This is a genomic window from Pseudomonas sp. VA159-2 (assembly GCF_024126635.1).
Classification (GTDB): domain Bacteria; phylum Pseudomonadota; class Gammaproteobacteria; order Pseudomonadales; family Pseudomonadaceae; genus Aquipseudomonas; species Aquipseudomonas muyukensis.
Genome location: NZ_JAMYBV010000022.1, coordinates 45196 through 63785, shown reverse-complemented (window position 1 = coordinate 63785; position 18590 = coordinate 45196). Strand labels below are relative to the sequence as shown.

Genomic DNA, 18590 nt, shown 5'->3' with positions numbered 1-18590 from the left:
CACTCCTAATGGACATATGTCAGGCAGCTGGCCGGTGACCAAGTTTATAGGAAGACGCCTGCTTTTCAAGCGTAACGCGCCTTCCACCAGGTCACCCGGCCCGCTGTCCGGAATCTGGTTGCAGCTTTATAACGGATTTTAGGCTCGGAGTATGACTCTTTTTTGAACCGATCCGTCACATTGAGTTGCGGATTTTACATGTACATCCCGCCGTTCACCGGCACGGTAGCGCCGGTGACGTAGGCTGCACCCTCGGAAGCCAGGAAGGAAACCACCTTGGCGATCTCCTCGGCCTGGCCCAGGCGACCCAGCGGAATTTCCTTCTGCAGGGCCTCGCGCTGCGCTTCTGGCAGCTCGCGGGTCATGTCGGTGTCGATGAAGCCTGGGGTCACCGAGTTGACGGTGATGCCACGCGAGCCCACTTCACGGGCCAGGGCACGGCTGAAGCCCTCCAGGCCAGCCTTGGCGGCGGCATAGTTGGCCTGGCCGGCGTTGCCCATGGCGCCCACCACCGAACCGATGCTGATGATACGACCCCAGCGGGCCTTGGTCATGCCGCGCAGCACGCCCTTGGACAGACGGTACAGGCTGTTGAGGTTGGTATCGATCACGTCGAACCACTCGTCGTCTTTCATCCGCAGCATCAGGTTGTCGCGGGTGATACCGGCGTTGTTGACCAGAATGGCTGGCGCGCCGAACTGCTCGCCGATGGCGCCCAGCACCTTGTCGACGGACTCGGCGCTGGTCACGTTCAGCTCCATGCCGGCGCCCTGGATGCCGTGCTCTTTCAGGGTAGCGGCGATGCGCTCGGCACCCGAGGCCGAGGTGGCGGTACCGATGACGATGGCGCCCTGGCGGCCCAGCTCCAGGGCGATGGCCTGGCCAATACCACGGCTGGCGCCGGTGACCAGTGCAACTTTACCTTGCAGGCTCATGCAAGCTTCTCCGAATTCAGGCCAGCGCCGCGCGGGTGGCGGCGACGGCGTCTGGGGTGTTGAGGTTGTAGGTGGTGACGCCGTCGGCGCAACGCTTGTTCAGGCCGGCCAGAACTTTGCCCGGGCCGCACTCGACCAGGTTGACCGCGCCGCGCGCAGCCAGGGCCTGTACGCATTCAACCCAGCGTACTGGCTGGTACAGCTGGGCCAGCAGGTCCTGCTTCAGGGCATCGAGATCGGCGGCGATGGCGGCGGTGACGTTCTGCACCACCGGGATCTGCGGCGCCTTCCACTCGATGGCGTTGACGAACTCGGCGAAACGCTCGGCGGCCGGCTTCATCAGCGCGCAGTGCGATGGCACGCTGACCGCCAGCGGCAGGGCGCGCTTGGCGCCCGCCTCTTTGCACAGCGCCATGGCGCGATCCACCGCCGCCTTGTTACCGGCGATGACCACCTGGCCCGGCGAGTTGAAATTCACCGCGCTGACCACTTCGTCCTCGGCGGCCTTGGCGCAGATCTCGACCACGACCGCGTCGTCCAGGCCGAGGATGGCGGCCATGGCGCCATGACCGGCCGGCACGGCCTCCTGCATCAACTGGCCACGACGCTCCACCAGGCGCACGGCATCCTTCAGCGACAGGCTGCCGGCCGCGACCAGGGCACTGTATTCACCCAGGCTGTGACCGGAAACGAAGGCTGGCTGCGCGCCGCCCTCTTCCAGCCACAGGCGCCACAGGGCGATCGAGGCGGCAAGGATGGCCGGCTGGGTCTTGTCGGTTTGATTGAGTTGCTCTTCCGGGCCTTCCTGGACCAGTTTCCACAGGTCGTAGCCCAGGGCCTCGGAAGCTTCCTTGAAGGTCTCGACGATTACCGGCTTTTCTGCGCCGAGCTCCTTGAGCATGCCCAGCGACTGGGAGCCTTGACCAGGAAAGACGAATGCGAGGGATGCAGACATTGAACAAGCCCTTATGATCTTGTCGTCGGATAGGGTGCGCCAGGCCGTCGGCCGGGCGCGCAATCTGAAAGCTTGGATGGAACGGCAGACCAAGCGGTCACATTTAAGCACTTCATGGGCGGCATGCCCAAAGGCTTTGTATTTCCAGCAATGGCCTTGTCGCGGGGCAAGCCGCTGCCCCGGCGCTCAGGGCAACAGGTCTTCGAGCCGCCCATGCAAGCGCTGCGGCAGGTTTTCCTGGATCTCGATCAACGCGCGCTGGATGGCGCTCTGCAAGCCCTGCACGCCGGCCGAGCCGTGGCTCTTGATGACGATACCCTGCAAGCCCAGGAAACTCGCGCCGTTGTGCCGGGCCGGCGCCAGATCGGCCTGCAGACGCTTGAGCAGCGGCATGGCCATGGCCCCAGCCGCCCGGGCCAACAGGCCGCCACGGAACAACGCCTCGATGCGCGCACCGATCATGGTGGCCAGGCCTTCGCTGGACTTGAGCAGGATATTGCCGACAAAACCGTCGCACACCACCACATCAGCCTCGCCGCGGTACAGGCCGTCACCCTCGACGAAACCTATATAGTTGAGCCCGCGCGCGCCCTGCAGCAGGCTGGCCGCCAGCTTGACCTGCTGGTTGCCCTTGATGTCCTCGGTACCGATATTGAGCAGCCCCACCCTTGGCCGCTGGACCCCCAGGGCCTGGGCCGCCACCGACCCCATCACGGCGAACTGATAGAGATTCTCCGCGCTGCAATCGACATTGGCGCCCAAATCGAGCAACTGGCAGTAACCGGCCTGGGTCGGGATCGCCGCGACCATCGCTGGCCGATCGATGCCCGGCAGGGTCTTGAGCACGAAGCGCGACAGCGCCATGAGCGCACCGGTGTTGCCGGCGCTCACGCAGGCCTGGGCCTTGCCATCACGCACCAGTTCCAGGGCGATGCGCATCGACGAGTCGGGCTTGCCACGCAACGCCTGCGATGGCCGCTCGTCCATGCCGATCACCTCGCTGGCGGCGACAATCTGCAGGCGCGCGCGATCCGCAGCTGCAAGGCCGCTGACAAGATCTTCAAGGAGGGAGGGTTGACCGACGAGGGTCAAGTGCAGCGAGGGAGTAGCCGAAAGGCAGGCGATGCTAGCCTGGACAATGCTGCGGGGACCGAAGTCCCCGCCCATTGCGTCGATCGCGATGATCTGAGCGGACAAGGATTACTCGTCGGCGCCCTTGTCGATCACTTTGCGACCACGGTATACGCCTTCTGGCGATACGTGGTGACGCAGGTGTACTTCACCGGTGGTTTTCTCAACCGACAGGGCCTCAGCCGACAGGGCGTCGTGCGAACGGCGCATGTCACGGGCAGAGCGGGATTTTTTGTTCTGCTGAACAGCCATAATTGATTAACTCCTAAACGTTTGGGTCACGCTTTAACTGCGCCAATACACTGAACGGGTTGGACCGCGATACCTCGTCCTTGCTCGGTTCGGGCTCATCGAGTCCCGCCGGCTGCTGGCATTCTTCCGGATGATGAGCAGGCACGATCGGCAGGGCGAGCAACAGCTCTTCCTCGATCAGCCCCTGCAGATCCAAAGGATCTTCGCCCAGTTCCAGCACGTCATAGCCTTTCGGCAACGACTGGGTGTTCGCACCCTCCTTCACCACGGCGTAAGTACATTCGCTGTGGATCGGCAGGGTGACCAGCTCAAGACAACGCTGGCAAACCATCTTGACCTCGACATCCAGCTCACTGTGGATAACCACGACGTGCTGTTCATCTCGTTCAAAATCGAACTTCGCCTGCACCGTACCGACATTGTCGGAAAGCGGGTCGCAGAGTCTTTCCAAATCAGCGAGCTGCAGCGAACCTTCGAGGGTTACGCCACGATCAGCCAATTTGCGCGGGTCAACGTGAGGTGGAATCGGGTCATTCAACATAGGCGCAGCATTCTAGGGATGCACCCCCTCCCTGTCAAAGGAAATTAGGTGGCATCTCGCATGTTAGAATTCGGGGTAATTGCCCAGGAGTCTACCATGCTTCCCTTGTTACTGGCTTCCAGCTCTGCGTACCGCCGCGAACTGCTCTCCCGACTGCGCCTGCCCTTCACCTGGGCGAGCCCCGACCTAGACGAACGGCGCCTCGATGGCGAGCCCGCCGTCGAGCTGGTCCGGCGCCTGGCCCGGCAGAAGGCCGAGGCTCTGGTTGCCAGCCACCGCGACCACCTGATCATCGGCTCCGACCAGGTCGCGGTGCTGGGCGAGCAGATCCTCGGCAAGCCGCACACCTTCGAACGCGCCTGCGAGCAATTGCTGGAGTGCAGCGGCCAGCAGGTGACCTTCCTCACCGGCCTGGCGCTGCTCAACAGCGCCAACGACCACTGCCAGGTCGATTGCGTGCCGTTTACCGTGACGCTGCGCGAGCTGGATCGAGCGCGCGTGGAGCGCTACGTGACGGCCGAGCAGCCACTGGACTGCGCCGGCAGCTTCAAGGCGGAGGGGTTGGGGGTGAGCCTGTTCCAGAGCACCCACGGTTGCGACGCCACGAGCCTGATCGGGCTGCCACTGATTCGACTGGTGGACATGCTGCACAAGGAAGGCGTGCAGGTGCCCTGAGCATCAGGTGTCGCGATTTTTGGGATTTAACCGCGCCAATTCAAGCTTGCCGGGGTCGCTTTGCGACCCTTTCGCGACACAAGGCCGCGCCCACAGGGGATCGCGCACCTCTGTAGGAGCGGCCTTGTGTCGCGAAAGGGCTGCAAAGCAGCCCCGGCAAGCTCAACCCGGGCGCCAGTCATCAACACTTTGAAAGTCCAGGGCCTGCCCCGCGATGAATGCCACGCCGATTCAGCTCAGCGCAGCGAAGGCCCCTGCAAGCCCATATACAGCGCCAGACGCTCTGCCACGCTGGCGCCAATACGCTTGGAGAACCGATCGAACGGCGACTCCTGCACGGTGAAGTCCACCAATTCCTTCTCACCAACGATATCGCGAGCGACGTAACTGGCACTGCCCAGCCCGTCCACCAGCCCCAGCGCCTTGGCCTGCTCGCCCGACCAGATCAGCCCGCTGAACAACTCAGGGTGATCCTGGTCTTTCAGGCGCTCGCCACGCCCCTGCTTGACCATGGCGATGAACTGGCGGTGCGTGGTGTCCAGCACACCCTGCCAGAACGCGGTTTCTTCCGGCTTCTGTGGCGAGAACGGATCAAGGAAGGCCTTGTGTTCACCCGCCGTGTAGGTGCGCCGCTCCACGCCCAGCTTGTCCATGGTGCCGACAAAGCCATAGCCCGCCGCCGTGACGCCGATCGAGCCGACCAGGCTGGCCTTGTCGGCATAGATCTCGTCGGCGGCACTGGCGATGTAGTACGCCCCGGAAGCTCCCAGGTCAGCGATCACCGCATACAGCTTGATGGCCGGGTACTCGGCGCGCAGGCGGCGGATCTCATCGTAGATGTAGCCCGCCTGCACCGGGCTGCCGCCCGGGCTGTTGATACGCATCACCACGCCCTTGGTCTTGGGGTCCTTGAACGCTTCGCGCAGGCTCTTGACGATATTGTCGGCGCTGGCCGGCTCCTGGTCGGCGATCACCCCGCGCACCTCCACCAGCGCGGTATGACTGGCGCCGCGCGAGGCAGCCTTGTCGACATCCATCAGCGGCGTGAACAGCGCCAGCAGCCCGAACAGGTAGACGAAGGTCAGCAGCTTGAAGAAGATCCCCCAGCGCCGCGCCCGACGCTGCTCCTGCACGCCCGCCAGCAAGGTTTTCTCGAGCAGTTTCCAGCTCTTGCGCTCCTCGCCACCCTCCTCGGACTCGGGTGCCTTCCATTCGTCAGCCATGTTCACCTACCTTGGAAATTGATATGCGCGGGGCTGGCGAGCCATTCGCGCAGTTGGGAAAAATGCTCGATGCACAGCTGCGGGCCAAACTCGGCCAGCGCCTGCAACGGCATGGCACCGTAGCCGACCGCCACCGAATGCATGCCAGCGTTGCTGGCCATCTGCAGGTCGAAGGCCGAATCTCCGACCATCAGCGCCCGCCCGGGTTCGACCCGACAATGGCCGAGGATCTCCTCGAGCATCAGCGGATGCGGCTTGCCGCGGGTCTCGTCGGCGGCACGGGTGATATCGAAGTAGCCTTCCCAGCCATTGGCCTTGAGCACCCGATCCAGGCCACGCCGAGCCTTGCCGGTGGCCACCGCCAGGCGGTAGCCCTCGGCACGGAAGCCCTCCAGCGACTCGACCACGCCGTCGAACAACGGTGAGGGCTGCTGGTCCAGGGCCATGTAGACGTCAGCGTAATGCTGGCGAAAAACCTGCACTTGCACCTCATCCAGGTGCGGATACAACAGCCCGATCGCCTCGCTCAGCGCCAGGCCGATGATGCCCTTGACCGCCGCATCGCTGCTGGGCGCCTCGCCGGCGCGCTCGGCGGCGGCATGCATGGCCTCGACAATGCGCCCGATGGAATCGGCCAGGGTGCCATCCCAGTCGAAGATCAGCAGGTCATAAGGTTTGCTCATGGTTCAGGACGCCAGCCGCTCGATGGTCTTGGCCCACACCTCGTCCACCGGCGCCTCGAGCTTGAGCTCGCCGCCATCGGGCAGCGGCACGGTGAGCTGATAGGCGTGCAGGAACAGGCGCTTGCCACCCAGCTCGCGGATTTCGCGGCTGAAGTCCTCGTCGCCGTACTTGCTGTCGCCGGCGATCATGTGCCCGGCATGCAGGGTGTGTACCCGAATCTGGTGGGTGCGCCCGGTGATCGGCCGCGCCTCGACGATGGTGGCGAATTCGCCGAAGCGACGCAGCACGCGGAACAGGGTCAGTGCTTCCTTGCCCTCGTCATTGACCTCGACCATGCGCTCGCCGGAGCGCAGGTTGCTCTTGAGCAAAGGCGCGCTGACCTGCTTCTTCGAGGTCGGCCAGTGGCCGCGCACCAGCGCCATGTAGCGCTTGTCCACGCCATCGCCCCGCAGGGCGGCGTGCAGGTGGCGCAGCATGCTGCGCTTCTTGGCGATCATCAGCAGGCCGGAGGTGTCGCGGTCCAGGCGGTGCACCAGTTCCAGTTCCTTGGCGTCCGGGCGCAGCTGGCGCAGCGCCTCGATCACCCCGAAGCTCAGGCCGCTGCCGCCATGCACGGCGATGCCGGCCGGCTTGTTCATCACGATCAGCGCCTTGTCTTCGTAGACGATGGCCGCTTCCAGGCGCTGCAACAGCCCCTGGGCGACCGGCGCCGGCTCGTCGCGCTCCGGCAAGCGGACGGGCGGCACCCGCACGATATCGCCGGCCTGCAGCTTGTACTCAGGCTTGATCCGGCCCTTGTTGACCCGTACCTCGCCCTTGCGCAGGATGCGGTAGACCAGGGTCTTGGGCACGCCCTTGAGGGCCGTGATGAGGAAATTGTCGATGCGTTGGCCGGCAAGCTCCGGCGGGACTTCGATCAGCTGAACGCCGGAAGTCGGGGGGGTATTGGTCGTCATGGCGGGATCATAACAATTTTTTATGGAATTGAAGCACTTAATCATTACTGCTATAGTCGCGAACGCCGCCAAAAGCGGCAGGCCAGCGGCAACAGGCTCTACGCCGGCCCTGACCATCGCAATTCCGAGGACGCGAGGCCGTCCTACGGAGCGTTCGCCAGTTTAATGAATGCCTGGAATCGCCACCAGCGTTGTGTAGAGAAGACCGAAAAAAACGACAAGTGCGGTGTTTCACCTGCTTACCCGCTTCTTTTCGCCGTACCTCTGCCCGCCACCGTCGTCTCCGCGCATTTGGGCGAAGTGCTCCGGAAATACCTGCCTTGGACATGTTATGGCGCCAGCCCGGTATGGGCTGGCGAAAAATGCAACCCGTTGCGGATTCAGCGCGCGGCAGCACCCGAATTTTCAAGGGATACGTGCAGGGTGGAGATGCACAGCCCTCGGACCGTGTGGCACCGCGTCCAGCCAACGCCCCGATGCATGGGCAATGAGCGGACAAGGTCCTGAGCAGACGCCCTCGTGGCGTCCACGGACGACCGGTTGATTCCTCCTCCTGACTGAGTGCACCAGGCCCGCTCGGTTGATTCGGATCACGTTCGAAGAGCTCGACAGGCCTTTTGGCACCATGGAACAGGACGCGTCGTCGCGACAACGGCAGGCTGGGCAACCGGCTGGTGCCGAACGTCGCCAGACACGGGGGTGGCCCGCCACCCTTTGCGCACCTAGGCACCGACCATGAGAAGTCGTGTGTGCCGAACGCCGTTTCCGGCAGCCCGGAAACCGACGGTACAACATGAAAAGAATGCTGATTAACGCAACTCAACCCGAAGAGTTGCGTGTAGCCCTGGTGGACGGCCAACGCCTCTACGACCTGGACATCGAGTCCGGTGCCCGTGAGCAGAAAAAGGCCAACATCTACAAAGGCAAGATCACCCGGATCGAGCCCAGCCTTGAAGCCGCCTTCGTCGACTTCGGCTCCGAACGTCACGGCTTCCTGCCGCTGAAGGAAATCTCCCGCGAATACTTCAAGAAAGCCCCTGAAGGCCGGGTCAACATCAAGGAAGTGCTGAGCGAAGGCCAGGAAGTCATCGTCCAGGTCGAGAAGGAAGAGCGCGGCAACAAAGGCGCCGCCCTGACCACCTTCATCAGCCTGGCCGGCCGCTACCTGGTGCTGATGCCCAACAACCCGCGCGCCGGTGGCATCTCCCGCCGCATCGAAGGCGAAGAACGCAACGAGCTGCGCGAAGCGCTGAACGGCCTCACCGTTCCGGGCGACATGGGCCTGATCGTGCGCACCGCGGGCCTGGGCCGCAGCAGCGAAGAAATGCAGTGGGACCTCGACTACCTGCTGCAGCTGTGGACCGCCATCAAGGAAGCCTCGCAAGACCGCGTCGCGCCGTTCCTGATCTACCAGGAAAGCAACGTCATCATTCGCGCCATCCGCGACTACCTGCGCCAGGACATCGGCGAAGTGCTGATCGACAGCATCGACGCCCAGGAAGAAGCCCTGACCTTCATCCGCCAGGTGATGCCGCAGTACGCCAGCAAGGTCAAGCTGTACGAAGACAGCGTGCCGCTGTTCAACCGCTTCCAGATCGAAAGCCAGATCGAGACCGCCTTCCAGCGCGTCGTCGACCTGCCGTCCGGCGGCTCGATCGTCATCGACCCGACCGAGGCCCTGGTCTCCATCGACATCAACTCGGCGCGCGCCACCAAGGGCAGCGACATCGAGGAAACCGCGCTGCAGACCAACCTGGAAGCGGCCGAGGAAATCGCCCGCCAGCTGCGCCTGCGTGATATCGGCGGCCTGATCGTCATCGACTTCATCGACATGACCCCGGCGAAGAACCAGCGCGCCGTCGAAGAACGCGTGCGCGAATGCCTGGAGGCCGACCGCGCCCGCGTACAGGTAGGCCGCATCTCGCGCTTCGGCCTGCTGGAGATGTCGCGCCAGCGCCTGCGTCCGTCGCTGGGCGAAAGCAGCGGCATCGTCTGCCCACGCTGCTCGGGCACCGGCATCATCCGTGACGTCGAGTCGCTGTCGCTGGCGATCCTGCGCCTGATCGAGGAAGAGGCCCTGAAGGACCGCACCGCCGAGGTTCGCGCCCAGGTGCCGATCCCGGTGGCCGCCTTCCTGCTCAACGAGAAGCGCAACTCGATCACCAAGATCGAACTGCGCACCCGCGCGCGCATCATCATCCTGCCGAACGATCACCTGGAAACCCCGCACTTCGAAGTCCAGCGCCTGCGCGACGACAACCCGGAAGTGCTGAGCAACCAGTCCAGCTACGAGATCGCCGCCGCCGAAACCGAAGAAGCGCCGCAGCCGACCGCCACCCGCACCCTGGTGCGCCAGGAAGCCGCGGTGAAAACCGCGCCGGCTCGCGCCAACGCCCCGGTACCGAGCGCTGCCGAAGAGCAGCCAGCCGCGCCGGTCGCGCCAGCCCAGCACGTTGCCGAGCCAAGCCTGTTCAAGGGCCTGGTCAAGTCGCTGGTCAGCCTGTTCGCCGGCAAGGACGAACCTGCCGCCGCCCCGGCCGTGAGCACCGAGAAGCCGGCCACCGAGCGCCCTGCGCGCAACGAGGAGCGCCGCAACGGTCGCCAGCAGAGCCGCAACCGCAACGGCCGCCGCGACGAAGACCGCAAGCCGCGCGAAGAACGCAGCGAACGTGCTCCGCGTGAAGAGCGCCAGCCCCGTGAAGAACGCGCCCCTCGCGAGGAACGTGCACCACGTGAAGAACGCACCCCACGCGAAGAGCGTCAGCCACGCCAGCCGCGCGAAGACCGTCGTGGCAACCGCGAAGAGCGCGTGCGTGAACTGCGCGAACCGCTGGACGCCACTCCGGCCGTCGCCCGCGAAGAGCGCCAGCCACGTGAAGAACGCGCCCCGCGCGAAGAACGTGTAGCCCGCGAAGAGCGCGCGCCACGTGAAGAACGTGCACCACGTGAAGAGCGTGCACCACGTGAAGAACGCGCACCACGCGAAGAGCGCCAGCCACGCGAAGAACGCGCGCCACGCGAAGAGCGTGCCCCGCGTGAAGAACGCCAGCCGCGTGCGCCGCGCGAAGAGCGCCAGCCGCGCCCTGATGAGCAAGTTGCCGAACAGGCCGCCGAGCTGGTCGAAGAGCAGCTGCCGAACGAAGAGCTGCTGCAGGACGAGCAGGAAGGCGCCGATGGCGAGCGTCCACGCCGCCGCTCCCGTGGCCAGCGTCGTCGTAGCAACCGCCGCGAGCGCCAGCGCAACGCCAATGGCGAACTGATCGATGGCGGCGACGAAGACGCCGGCGAAGAGCAGCAGCCACAGCAGCACCAGGCCACCGAGCTGGGTGCCGAATTGGCCGCCGGCATCGCCGTCACCGCCGCCGTTGCCACCAGCAACATCAGCGCCGAAGCCGACGCCGAAGCCAACCAGCAGGCTGAGCGTGCCACCGCGGTGGTCGAGCAAGCCCAGGTCGAAGCCGTCGAGGTGGTCGCCGAGCAAGCCGAGCAGGTCGAGATCGCCCCAGCGGTCGAGCAGCCTGTCAGCCAGCCGGTCGTCGCCGTCGAGCCGAGCATCGAGCCCGTGGTTGAAGTCGCGCCACAGCCAGTGATCGAACAAGCCGTCGCCGAGCAGCCAGCTGCCGCCGTCCAAGCCCCTGCAGAACCTGCAGTGGTCGAACCAGCCCCTGTGGTTGAAGCCGGTGAGATCGAGCAAGCCCAGGTTGTCGAAGCGGCCGAAGTCGAGGCACCCGTTGCCGCGCAGCCTGCTCCGGTGGCCGAAGCCCAGCCTGAAGTGATCGAAGCGCCAGTCGCCGAGCCTGCTCCAGTGGTTGCCGAGCAGACCCCGGTCGAAGCGCCGGTCGAGCCCGCTACCGTCATGCTGTCCAACGGCCGCGCGCCGAACGACCCACGTGAAGTGCGTCGCCGCAAGCGTGAAGCCGAAGCCGCAGCCGCCGCTGCTGCCCAGGCCGCCGCCGAAGCAGCCCCGGCACAGGCGCTGGAAACCGCCGATGAGCACAAGCCTCATCACGGTTGATAGCAACGGCTGAATGAAAAAGCCCCGCCAGTGCGAACTGGCGGGGCTTTTTCTTTACCGCTGTCGTATCAAGTGTTCGCCAGCAAGGCTGGCTCCTACCTCACCCCCCCGTAGGAGCCGGCCTTGCCGGCGAACCAGGCGGCGCGGTGCTGGCACTGGTCAGTACAGGTTCGGCTCCATCTCAAGCGCCACCCCGAAGCGTTCGAGGATATCCGCCTGGATCCGCTGCGCCAGCCCATGCAACTGCGCCCCGCTCGCCTGGCCATAATTGACCAGTACCAGCGACTGCAAACGGTGAACGCCGGCATCGCCATCGCGATAGCCTTTCCAGCCCGCCTGCTCGATCAGCCAGCCGGCCGCCAGCTTCACCTGGCCATCGGCCTGGGGATAAGCCACAACGCTCGGATACTGTGCGCGAATCCGCTCAACCAGTGCCGCCGGCACCAGCGGATTCTTGAAGAAGCTTCCGGCATTGCCCAGCTCGGCCGGGTCCGGCAGCTTCTCCCGGCGGATGCTGCAGATCGCCTCGCTGATCGCCTGCGCGCTCGGCTGATCGACGCCCTGCTCCGCCAGGCGTTGACGCACCGGGCCATAGTCCAGGTGTGCCTGCAAGGTGCGGCTCAAGGCAAAGCGCACGCGCAGGATCAGCCAGCGCCCGGGAGTGCGCTTGAACAGGCTGTCGCGATAGCCAAAGGCGCACGCCTCCAGCGAGAAATCCCGCAACTCACCGGTCTGGCGATCCAGCGCGGTCAAGCCGGCGAACACATCCTTGATCTCCACGCCATAGGCACCGACGTTCTGCATCGGCGCGGCGCCCACGGTACCGGGGATCAGGCTGAGGTTCTCCAGCCCGCACAAGCCTTGGGCAAGGCTCCACTGCACGAACGGGTGCCACGGCTCACCAGCCTCGGCCTCCACCACCACCCGCTCGCCATCGTCGCTGAGCAAGCGTCGGCCACGGCTGGCCATGTGCAGCACCAGGGCGTCGACATCGCGGGACAGCAACAGGTTGCTGCCGCCGCCGATCACCAGCACGGGCACCTGCCGCTCGGCAGCCAGGGCCAACGCATCACGGGCCTCGTGGTCGTCATGGGCCTGGGTGAAATAGCGGGCACTGACATCGATGCCAAAGGTGTTGTAGGGCTTGAGCGACACCCGCTCCTGCCAGTGCGCCGTCATAGCCGCCCCTTGATTTCCACGACCAGCTCGCGGCAGGCCGCCTCGATCAGGTCAAGCACCTGCTCGAAGCCCTCGGCGCCGCCGTAGTAAGGGTCCGGTACTTCATCCAGGGCCGCGCCATAACGGCGCAGGAACAGGTCGAGCTCGCCACTGGCCGTGTGCGGGCGCAAGGCCTGCAGGTTGCCCAGGTTGCTCTTATCCATGGCCAGGATCAGGTCGTACTCGCCGAAATGCGCCGCCTTGACCTGCTGCGCGCGCTGGCGCGAGAGGTCGTAGCCACGCGCCAGCGCAGCCTTGCAGGTACGGCTGTCGGGGGCCTTGCCCACGTGCCAGTCGCCAGTGCCGGCCGAGGCCACGTGCACCACGTCAGCCAGCCCGGCAGCCTGTAATTGGTGACGCAGCACGCCCTCGGCCGTGGGCGAGCGGCAGATATTGCCGAGGCAGACGAACAAGACGCGCATCAAGCCTCCAGCAAGCGCCGTACGCGCTCCAGGTCTTCGGGGGTATCCACACCCACCGCCGGTGCCTCGATGGCGTCGGCGACATGGATCCGCACGCCATGCCACAGGGCACGCAGTTGCTCCAGCGACTCGGTCTGCTCCAGCCAGCACGGGCCCCAGGCGACGAAGTCCTGCAGGAAGCCCACGCGGTAGGCGTACATGCCGATATGGCGACGGTAAGGCACATCCTGTGGCATGCGCTCGCGATCCGCGGCGAAGGCGTCGCGGGCCCAGGGCAGCGGGGCACGACTGAAGGTCAGGGCCAGGCCGTGCTTATCGCTCACCACCTTCACTGCATTGGGGTTGAAGATGGTTTCCGGGGCGTGGATCGGCTCGGCCAGGGTGGCGATGCCGGCCTCGGGGTGCGCGGCCAGGTTGGCTGCTACCTGGTCGATGATCACCGGCGGAATCAGCGGCTCGTCGCCCTGCACATTGACGATGATGGCATCGGCGGCCAGGCCCAGCTGGGTGGCCACTTCGGCCAGGCGATCGGTGCCCGACTCATGGTCGGCGCGCGTCAACAGCACTTCGGCGCCGAACGCCTGGCAGGCCGCGACGATGCCGGCATCGTCGGTGGCGATGACCACCCGCGCGGCGCCGCTCTTGCGCGCTTGTTCCCACACATGCTGGACCATCGGCTTGCCGGCGATCGGCAGCAATGGCTTGCCCGGCAAGCGCGTGGAGCGCAGCCGGGCGGGGATCACCACGGTGAAGGCCAGGCTCATTTGTCCAGGCGCTCGTCGTCGGTCAGGGTGCGCGCCTCGCTCTCCAGCATCACCGGGATGCCGTCGCGGATCGGGTAGGCCAGGCCCGCGCCCTTGCTGATCAGCTCGCTCTTGTCGGCGCTGAGCTTGAGCGGGCCCTTGGTGATCGGGCAGGCCAGGATATCGAGCAGTTTGGTGTCCATGGAGGTTTCCTTGAGGCCAGTGGCCGGAAAATGAAAAAGGCTCAGGGCCGGGGACGGCCAGGCAACAGGCGGTCGAGCTGGGCATCGAACCAGGCGCGAAACGCCGGTGACGGCACGGCATCGACGGCCAGGTACCACCAGTCTTCGGCGGCGAAGGGCCGGCATTTCACCGCATCCTTCTCGGTCATCACCAGCGGCAGCGGGGGGCTGAACGACAGCACCTCGCGGCTGTACGGCGCATGGTCGGCGAAGGGGTGCGGCACCGGCTGCCAGTTTAGCCCCAGCAGGGTGTTGAAGAAACGTTGCGGGTTGCCGATGCCGGCCACGGCGTGCAGCGCCTGGCCGGCGGGGAACAGGTCGAGGCCACGGTGCTCGCCACTGCGCAGGTTGATCAGCGCCGAGGGCCGCAGGCCGAAGGCGAAGCCGTCGTCGCGGTCGGCCTCGGCGCCATTGAACAGCACCGCGTCCGCCTCGCCCAGGCGTTCGGCGGGTTCGCGCAGAGGGCCGGCAGGCAGGCAGCGGCGGTTGCCCAGGCCACGGGCGGCATCGATCAGCACCAGTTCCAGGTCGCGGGCCAGGCGGTAGTGCTGCATGCCGTCGTCGCAGAGAATCAGGTCTGGCGCGTCACTGGCCAGCAACGCCTGGACCGCACGCGAGCGGTCAGGGTCGATCATCAGCGGCACACCGCTGCGCTGGACGATCAGCAAAGGCTCGTCACCGGCCTGCCCGGCCGGCTGATCGGCGCTGACGCGCCAAGGGTACTGGGGTGGCTTGGCCCCGTAGCCACGGCTGACCACGCCAACCTTGAGCCCCTGCCGGCGGCAGTGCTCGATCAGCCAGAGGATCATCGGCGTCTTGCCGGTGCCGCCCACGGTGATGTTGCCCACCACGATCACCGGCACCGGGGCGCGATAGCTGGCGCTCTGGCCACTGAGGAAGCGCGCGCGCCTGCGCGTCACCACCCGCCGGTACAGGGCCTCCAGCGGGCGCAGCAAGGCCAGTGCCGGGTGCCCGGCGTACCAGGCGGCAAGCAGACGGTCGGCGAAGGCCATCAGGGGTTGCCCTGCGCGGCCTCGACGGTGGTCATGCGCAACTTGCTGAAGCCGAGCTTGCCGGCCGCATCCATTGCGGTGACCACGGCCTGGTGCGGGGTCTTGCCATCGGCGCTGATCGCCAGCGGCAGGGTGATGTCGCCAGCGGACTCCTTCTCGATCGCCTCGGTCAGGGTCGCCAGGTCGCTCTTGGGCAGCAGGTGGTTGTTCACCGAGTACACGCCATCGGCGCTGATGGTGACCTCGATCAGCTTGCCGTCATCGGGCTGCGCGGGCGCGGCGCTGCTGGCCTCGGGCAGCTCGACGCGCAACTGGGTCTCGCGGGTGAAGGTGGTGGTAACCACGAAGAACAGCAGCAGCACGAACACCACGTCGATCAGCGACGCCAGGTTGATATCGACGTTCTCGCGCTGTCGGTTGCGCCGGAACTTCACGCCTTGCCTCCGGCCACTTCCACTTCACGATCGCCCTGCAGCACTTCCACCAGCTTGATCGCTTCCTGTTCCATGCCCACCACCAGCTCGTCGATGCGGCGCAGCAGGAAACGGTGGAAGAACACCGCCGGGATACCGACCATCAGGCCAGCCGCGGTGGTGACCAGGGCCTTGGAAATACCGCCGGCCAGCACCGCGGCGTTGGCGGTCATCTGCGAGCCCATGAAGGCGCTGAAGATGTCGATCATGCCCAGCACGGTGCCCAGCAAGCCCAGCAACGGGGCCATGGCGGCGATGGTGCCGAGGGTGCTGATGTAGCGCTCGAGCTCATGGATGACCCGCGAAGCGGCTTCCTCGATGCACTCTTTCATGATTTCGCGGCCATGGCGCGAGTTGGCCAGGCCTGCGGCGAGGATCTCACCCAGCGGCGAATCGGCGCGCAAGGCCTTGAGCTTGTCACTGGTCAGTTGCTTGTCCTTGATCCACATCCACACCTGGCCCAGCAGGTGCGGCGGGGTGACACGGCTGGCGCGCAGGGTCCACAGGCGCTCGACGACGATCGCCATGGCGGCGATGGAGCTCAGGATGATCGGCAGCATCATCCAGCCACCAGACTTGACCAATTCCCACACAGTAAGCATCCCCTCGGAAAAAGGCCGCCACTCTACCATAGGCGCGCAGGGGGCTCATCTGCCGGAGGTCAGGGAACATGCAATCGCAAGCCATACGGCTTTTGTAGGAGCGGCCTTGTGTCGCGAACGGGCGCGCAGCGGCCCCAGGATCTTTGTCCTATCCAAGAATGCCGGGGCCGCTTTGCGGCCCATCGCGACACAAGGCCGCTCCTACAGGAATCGCGCCCGCTGCCGCTTCATCAACTGCCTCCACCATCCCGCCAAAACCTGCGCCCGGCGCGCTCCCCCACCACCCCACCCTGGCTGCCCAACCGCAACCCCAGCGCCCCCTCCAGGGCGGTGTCATGCACCCGCACCCCGTGCCGCCGATAGCGCTCGAGCACCTGCGGATGCGGATGCCCGAAGCCATTGCTACGCCCCCGCGAGATCATCACCCCACGCGGCGCCAGCGCCGCGATGAACGGTGCTGTGGACGACGTACGGCTGCCATGGTGCGGCGCCTGCAACCAGTCGATGCGCAGGTCCCCGCCTGCCGCCAGCCAGGCCCGCTCCGCCCCGGCCTCGATGTCGCCCGCCAACAGCAAGCGCTCGCCATTGGCGACCACCCGCAGCACACAAGATCGATCATTGCTCGACGCCCCCTGCGCCCACTGCCACAGCTCGAAATCGACGCCATCCCATTGCCAGCGCTGGCCACTGGCACAACGTTGCGCGGGTTCCAGCCCGGCGACCTCGCCGGCCATCACCCGCTTGACCGGCAGGCCTCGCCTCACCGCCGCCGCCCCACCGGCATGATCGGCGTGGCCATGGCTGATCAGCATCAGGTCCAGCTGCTTCACCCCCAACCGGCGCAAGGTCGGCAGCACCACGCTCTCACCCAGGTCGCTGTCGCCCAGGGCCGGGCCGGCGTCATACAGCAGGGCGTGCTGGCGGGTGCGCAGCAGCACCGCCAGCCCCTGGCCCACATCCAGTTGCCATACCTGCACCTGGCCATGGGGCACCTGCTCGCGCGGCGCCCACAACGCCAGCAACAGCACCATGCCCGGGATGCGCAGGGGCACGCCGCGTGGCAGCAGGACCAACAGCGCACCCAGCGCGACCAGCAACCAGGCCCACAGTGGCAACGGCTCGGGCACCCAGGCGGGCACCTGCCGCGCGCCCCAGGCCAGGCAACGGAACAGGCCGTCCAGGGCCAGCCCGGCCAACCCTAGCAGCCCCTCCCCCAGCCCAGGCAGCCACAGCAACGCGGTGCCCAGCAGCGCCAGCGGCAAGACCGCCAGGCTGATCCACGGCACCGCCAGCAGGTTGGCCAGTGGCGCCGTCAGGCTGATCGGCAGCCCCAGGGCCAGCAGCACTGGCAGCAGCCCCACGGCGATTACCCACTGGGCGCGGGTCCAGGCCTGCCACGGCCGCCAGCCGCCCAGACGCGCCGAAAAGCACAGCACCAGCACCGCCACCGCCGCGAACGACAGCCAGAAGCCGGGCAGCAAGCTGGCCAAGGGTTCGACCAGCAACACCCCCAGCAGCGCCAGCAACAGCGGCAACCCCGCGCCAAGGTGGCGAAAGCGCAGGCGCCAGAGCAGCACCACCGCCAGCATCAGGCAGGCGCGCTGCACTGGCACGCCGAACCCGGCCAGCCAGGCGTAGCCCAGCGCCGCGGCCAGCGCCAGGGCACAAGCCCAAGGTAGCCAGGGCAGGCGCGAGGGCCAGGCGCCCAGGCGGGCGAGCCCCGCCACCAGGCCATACACCAGGCCGGCCAGCAAACCGATGTGTTGCCCGGAAATCACCAACAGATGCACGCTGCCGGTGGCTTGCAAGACCTGCCAGTCCTGGCGCGCCAGGCCACCGCCATCGCCCAGCAGCAACGCCACCAGCGCCGCCTCGCGGCCATGGGCATCCACCGCCAGCACCCGCTCACGCAGGGCATCGCGCCAACCGGGCGACGCCGCGTCCAGGCGCTCGCCCGCCTTGACCGTGCCGGTGGCGCCGATACGCCGCGCCAGCAGCAGGGCCTCGCGGTCCGGGCCATGGGGGTTGAGCAGGCCGGCGGGGCGGCGCAGGTTGACTGCCAGGCGCCAGCGCTGGCCGGCGCGCAACTCGGGGCCGGCAAACCAGCTCAGTTGCAAGCGCTGAGGTAATGCCGCCCGGCGCGAACGGGGCTGTTCCAGCTCGAAACGCACACCCCCCTCGGTACGCGTCGGCAACCCCACCACCTGCCCTTGCAGCCACAGGGTGCGCCCCTCCAGTGCCGGAGCCAGGCGCCCATCCAGCGCCTGCTGCGCCGACCAGCACGCCCAGCACAGCCCCAGCAGCCACCAGCCCAGCACCCTGCCCCGGCTGCACAGGCACGCCAGGGCCAGCACCAGCAAAGGCCACAACCATCCGTCCGGCGGCAACGCCGGGAGAAAACCCAGGCTAGTCAGCCCGAGCGCGAGCGCCAGCATCCCTGTACGCATGAGATAGAGCTCCAGAAGCGAAAACGGCCCCTGAGGCTTAGTCGATTGGCAGGGAAATCCTGC

18 protein-coding genes are annotated in these 18590 nt (G+C 66.3%); 2 read left to right on the top strand and 16 right to left on the bottom strand.

Features of this window, described 5'->3' with window-relative positions:
* Positions 1–194: 194 nt before the first annotated feature.
* The 5 genes from fabG to NJG22_RS19200 all read right to left on the bottom strand — a co-directional run bounded on the left by fabG (position 195) and on the right by NJG22_RS19200 (position 3814).
* Entirely contained in the window at positions 195–935 is a 741-nt protein-coding gene (fabG, locus tag NJG22_RS19220; RefSeq protein ID WP_217853579.1) for a 3-oxoacyl-ACP reductase FabG, read from the bottom strand.
* A gap of 16 nt (positions 936–951) precedes the next feature.
* Positions 952–1890: an ACP S-malonyltransferase gene (gene fabD / locus NJG22_RS19215; protein WP_253096696.1), complete on the bottom strand. Its 939-nt coding sequence runs from the start codon at positions 1888–1890 to the stop codon at positions 952–954.
* A gap of 186 nt (positions 1891–2076) precedes the next feature.
* Positions 2077–3087, bottom strand: coding sequence for a phosphate acyltransferase PlsX (gene plsX, locus NJG22_RS19210; protein ID WP_366518811.1), 1011 nt, complete (start codon positions 3085–3087; stop codon positions 2077–2079).
* Between the two features lie 3 nt (positions 3088–3090).
* A complete protein-coding gene (gene rpmF, locus NJG22_RS19205) occupies positions 3091–3273 on the bottom strand; it encodes a 50S ribosomal protein L32 (RefSeq protein WP_134693112.1) in 183 nt (60 codons plus the stop codon).
* Positions 3274–3286: 13 nt separating this feature from the next.
* Entirely contained in the window at positions 3287–3814 is a 528-nt protein-coding gene (locus tag NJG22_RS19200; protein ID WP_253096693.1) for a YceD family protein, read from the bottom strand.
* 96 nt (positions 3815–3910) lie between these two features.
* Here NJG22_RS19200 and NJG22_RS19195 point away from each other — a divergent pair, with 96 nt between their 5' ends.
* Positions 3911–4489 carry a Maf family nucleotide pyrophosphatase gene (locus NJG22_RS19195; protein ID WP_253096692.1) on the top strand — a complete coding sequence of 193 codons (579 nt, stop codon included), beginning with the start codon at positions 3911–3913 and terminating at the stop codon, positions 4487–4489.
* Positions 4490–4725: 236 nt separating this feature from the next.
* Here NJG22_RS19195 and NJG22_RS19190 read toward each other — a convergent pair whose 3' ends face one another.
* From NJG22_RS19190 to rluC, 3 genes are read right to left on the bottom strand one after another with little or no spacing between them, the layout of a single operon-like run.
* Positions 4726–5712 (bottom strand): S49 family peptidase, encoded by a 987-nt coding sequence (locus NJG22_RS19190; RefSeq protein ID WP_253096691.1) that lies wholly within the window; start codon positions 5710–5712, stop codon positions 4726–4728.
* Positions 5713–5714: 2 nt separating this feature from the next.
* The gene (locus NJG22_RS19185; RefSeq protein ID WP_253096690.1) at positions 5715–6395 is read right to left on the bottom strand and encodes an HAD family hydrolase; all 681 of its coding nucleotides are present in this window, start codon (positions 6393–6395) and stop codon (positions 5715–5717) included.
* Between the two features lie 3 nt (positions 6396–6398).
* The gene (rluC, locus tag NJG22_RS19180) at positions 6399–7352 is read right to left on the bottom strand and encodes a 23S rRNA pseudouridine(955/2504/2580) synthase RluC (protein ID WP_253096689.1); all 954 of its coding nucleotides are present in this window, start codon (positions 7350–7352) and stop codon (positions 6399–6401) included.
* A gap of 793 nt (positions 7353–8145) precedes the next feature.
* Here rluC and rne point away from each other — a divergent pair.
* A complete protein-coding gene (gene rne / locus NJG22_RS19175; RefSeq protein WP_253096688.1) occupies positions 8146–11367 on the top strand; it encodes a ribonuclease E in 3222 nt (1073 codons plus the stop codon).
* Between the two features lie 159 nt (positions 11368–11526).
* Here the strand turns inward: rne and murB are convergent, their stop codons facing one another.
* From murB to NJG22_RS19135, 8 genes are all read right to left on the bottom strand, one after another.
* Positions 11527–12546, bottom strand: coding sequence for a UDP-N-acetylmuramate dehydrogenase (gene murB, locus NJG22_RS19170; RefSeq protein ID WP_253096686.1), 1020 nt, complete (start codon positions 12544–12546; stop codon positions 11527–11529).
* Positions 12543–13007, bottom strand: coding sequence for a low molecular weight protein-tyrosine-phosphatase (locus tag NJG22_RS19165; protein ID WP_253096684.1), 465 nt, complete (start codon positions 13005–13007; stop codon positions 12543–12545). The genes murB and NJG22_RS19165 overlap by 4 nt, the downstream gene beginning before the upstream one ends.
* Positions 13007–13771: a 3-deoxy-manno-octulosonate cytidylyltransferase gene (kdsB, locus tag NJG22_RS19160; RefSeq protein WP_217853570.1), complete on the bottom strand. Its 765-nt coding sequence runs from the start codon at positions 13769–13771 to the stop codon at positions 13007–13009. The genes NJG22_RS19165 and kdsB overlap by 1 nt, the downstream gene beginning before the upstream one ends.
* Positions 13768–13953, bottom strand: a complete 186-nt coding sequence (locus NJG22_RS19155; protein ID WP_217853569.1) for a Trm112 family protein — start codon at positions 13951–13953, stop codon at positions 13768–13770. Before NJG22_RS19155 ends, kdsB begins: the two co-directional genes overlap by 4 nt.
* A gap of 41 nt (positions 13954–13994) precedes the next feature.
* Positions 13995–15005 (bottom strand): tetraacyldisaccharide 4'-kinase, encoded by a 1011-nt coding sequence (lpxK, locus tag NJG22_RS19150; RefSeq protein ID WP_253096681.1) that lies wholly within the window; start codon positions 15003–15005, stop codon positions 13995–13997.
* Positions 15005–15439 carry a biopolymer transporter ExbD gene (locus NJG22_RS19145; RefSeq protein WP_253096679.1) on the bottom strand — a complete coding sequence of 145 codons (435 nt, stop codon included), beginning with the start codon at positions 15437–15439 and terminating at the stop codon, positions 15005–15007. Before NJG22_RS19145 ends, lpxK begins: the two co-directional genes overlap by 1 nt.
* Entirely contained in the window at positions 15436–16071 is a 636-nt protein-coding gene (locus tag NJG22_RS19140; protein ID WP_028690976.1) for a MotA/TolQ/ExbB proton channel family protein, read from the bottom strand. The genes NJG22_RS19145 and NJG22_RS19140 overlap by 4 nt, the downstream gene beginning before the upstream one ends.
* A gap of 239 nt (positions 16072–16310) precedes the next feature.
* Positions 16311–18527, bottom strand: a complete 2217-nt coding sequence (locus NJG22_RS19135) for a DNA internalization-related competence protein ComEC/Rec2 (protein ID WP_253096677.1) — start codon at positions 18525–18527, stop codon at positions 16311–16313.
* Between the last annotated feature and the right edge of the window lie 63 nt (positions 18528–18590).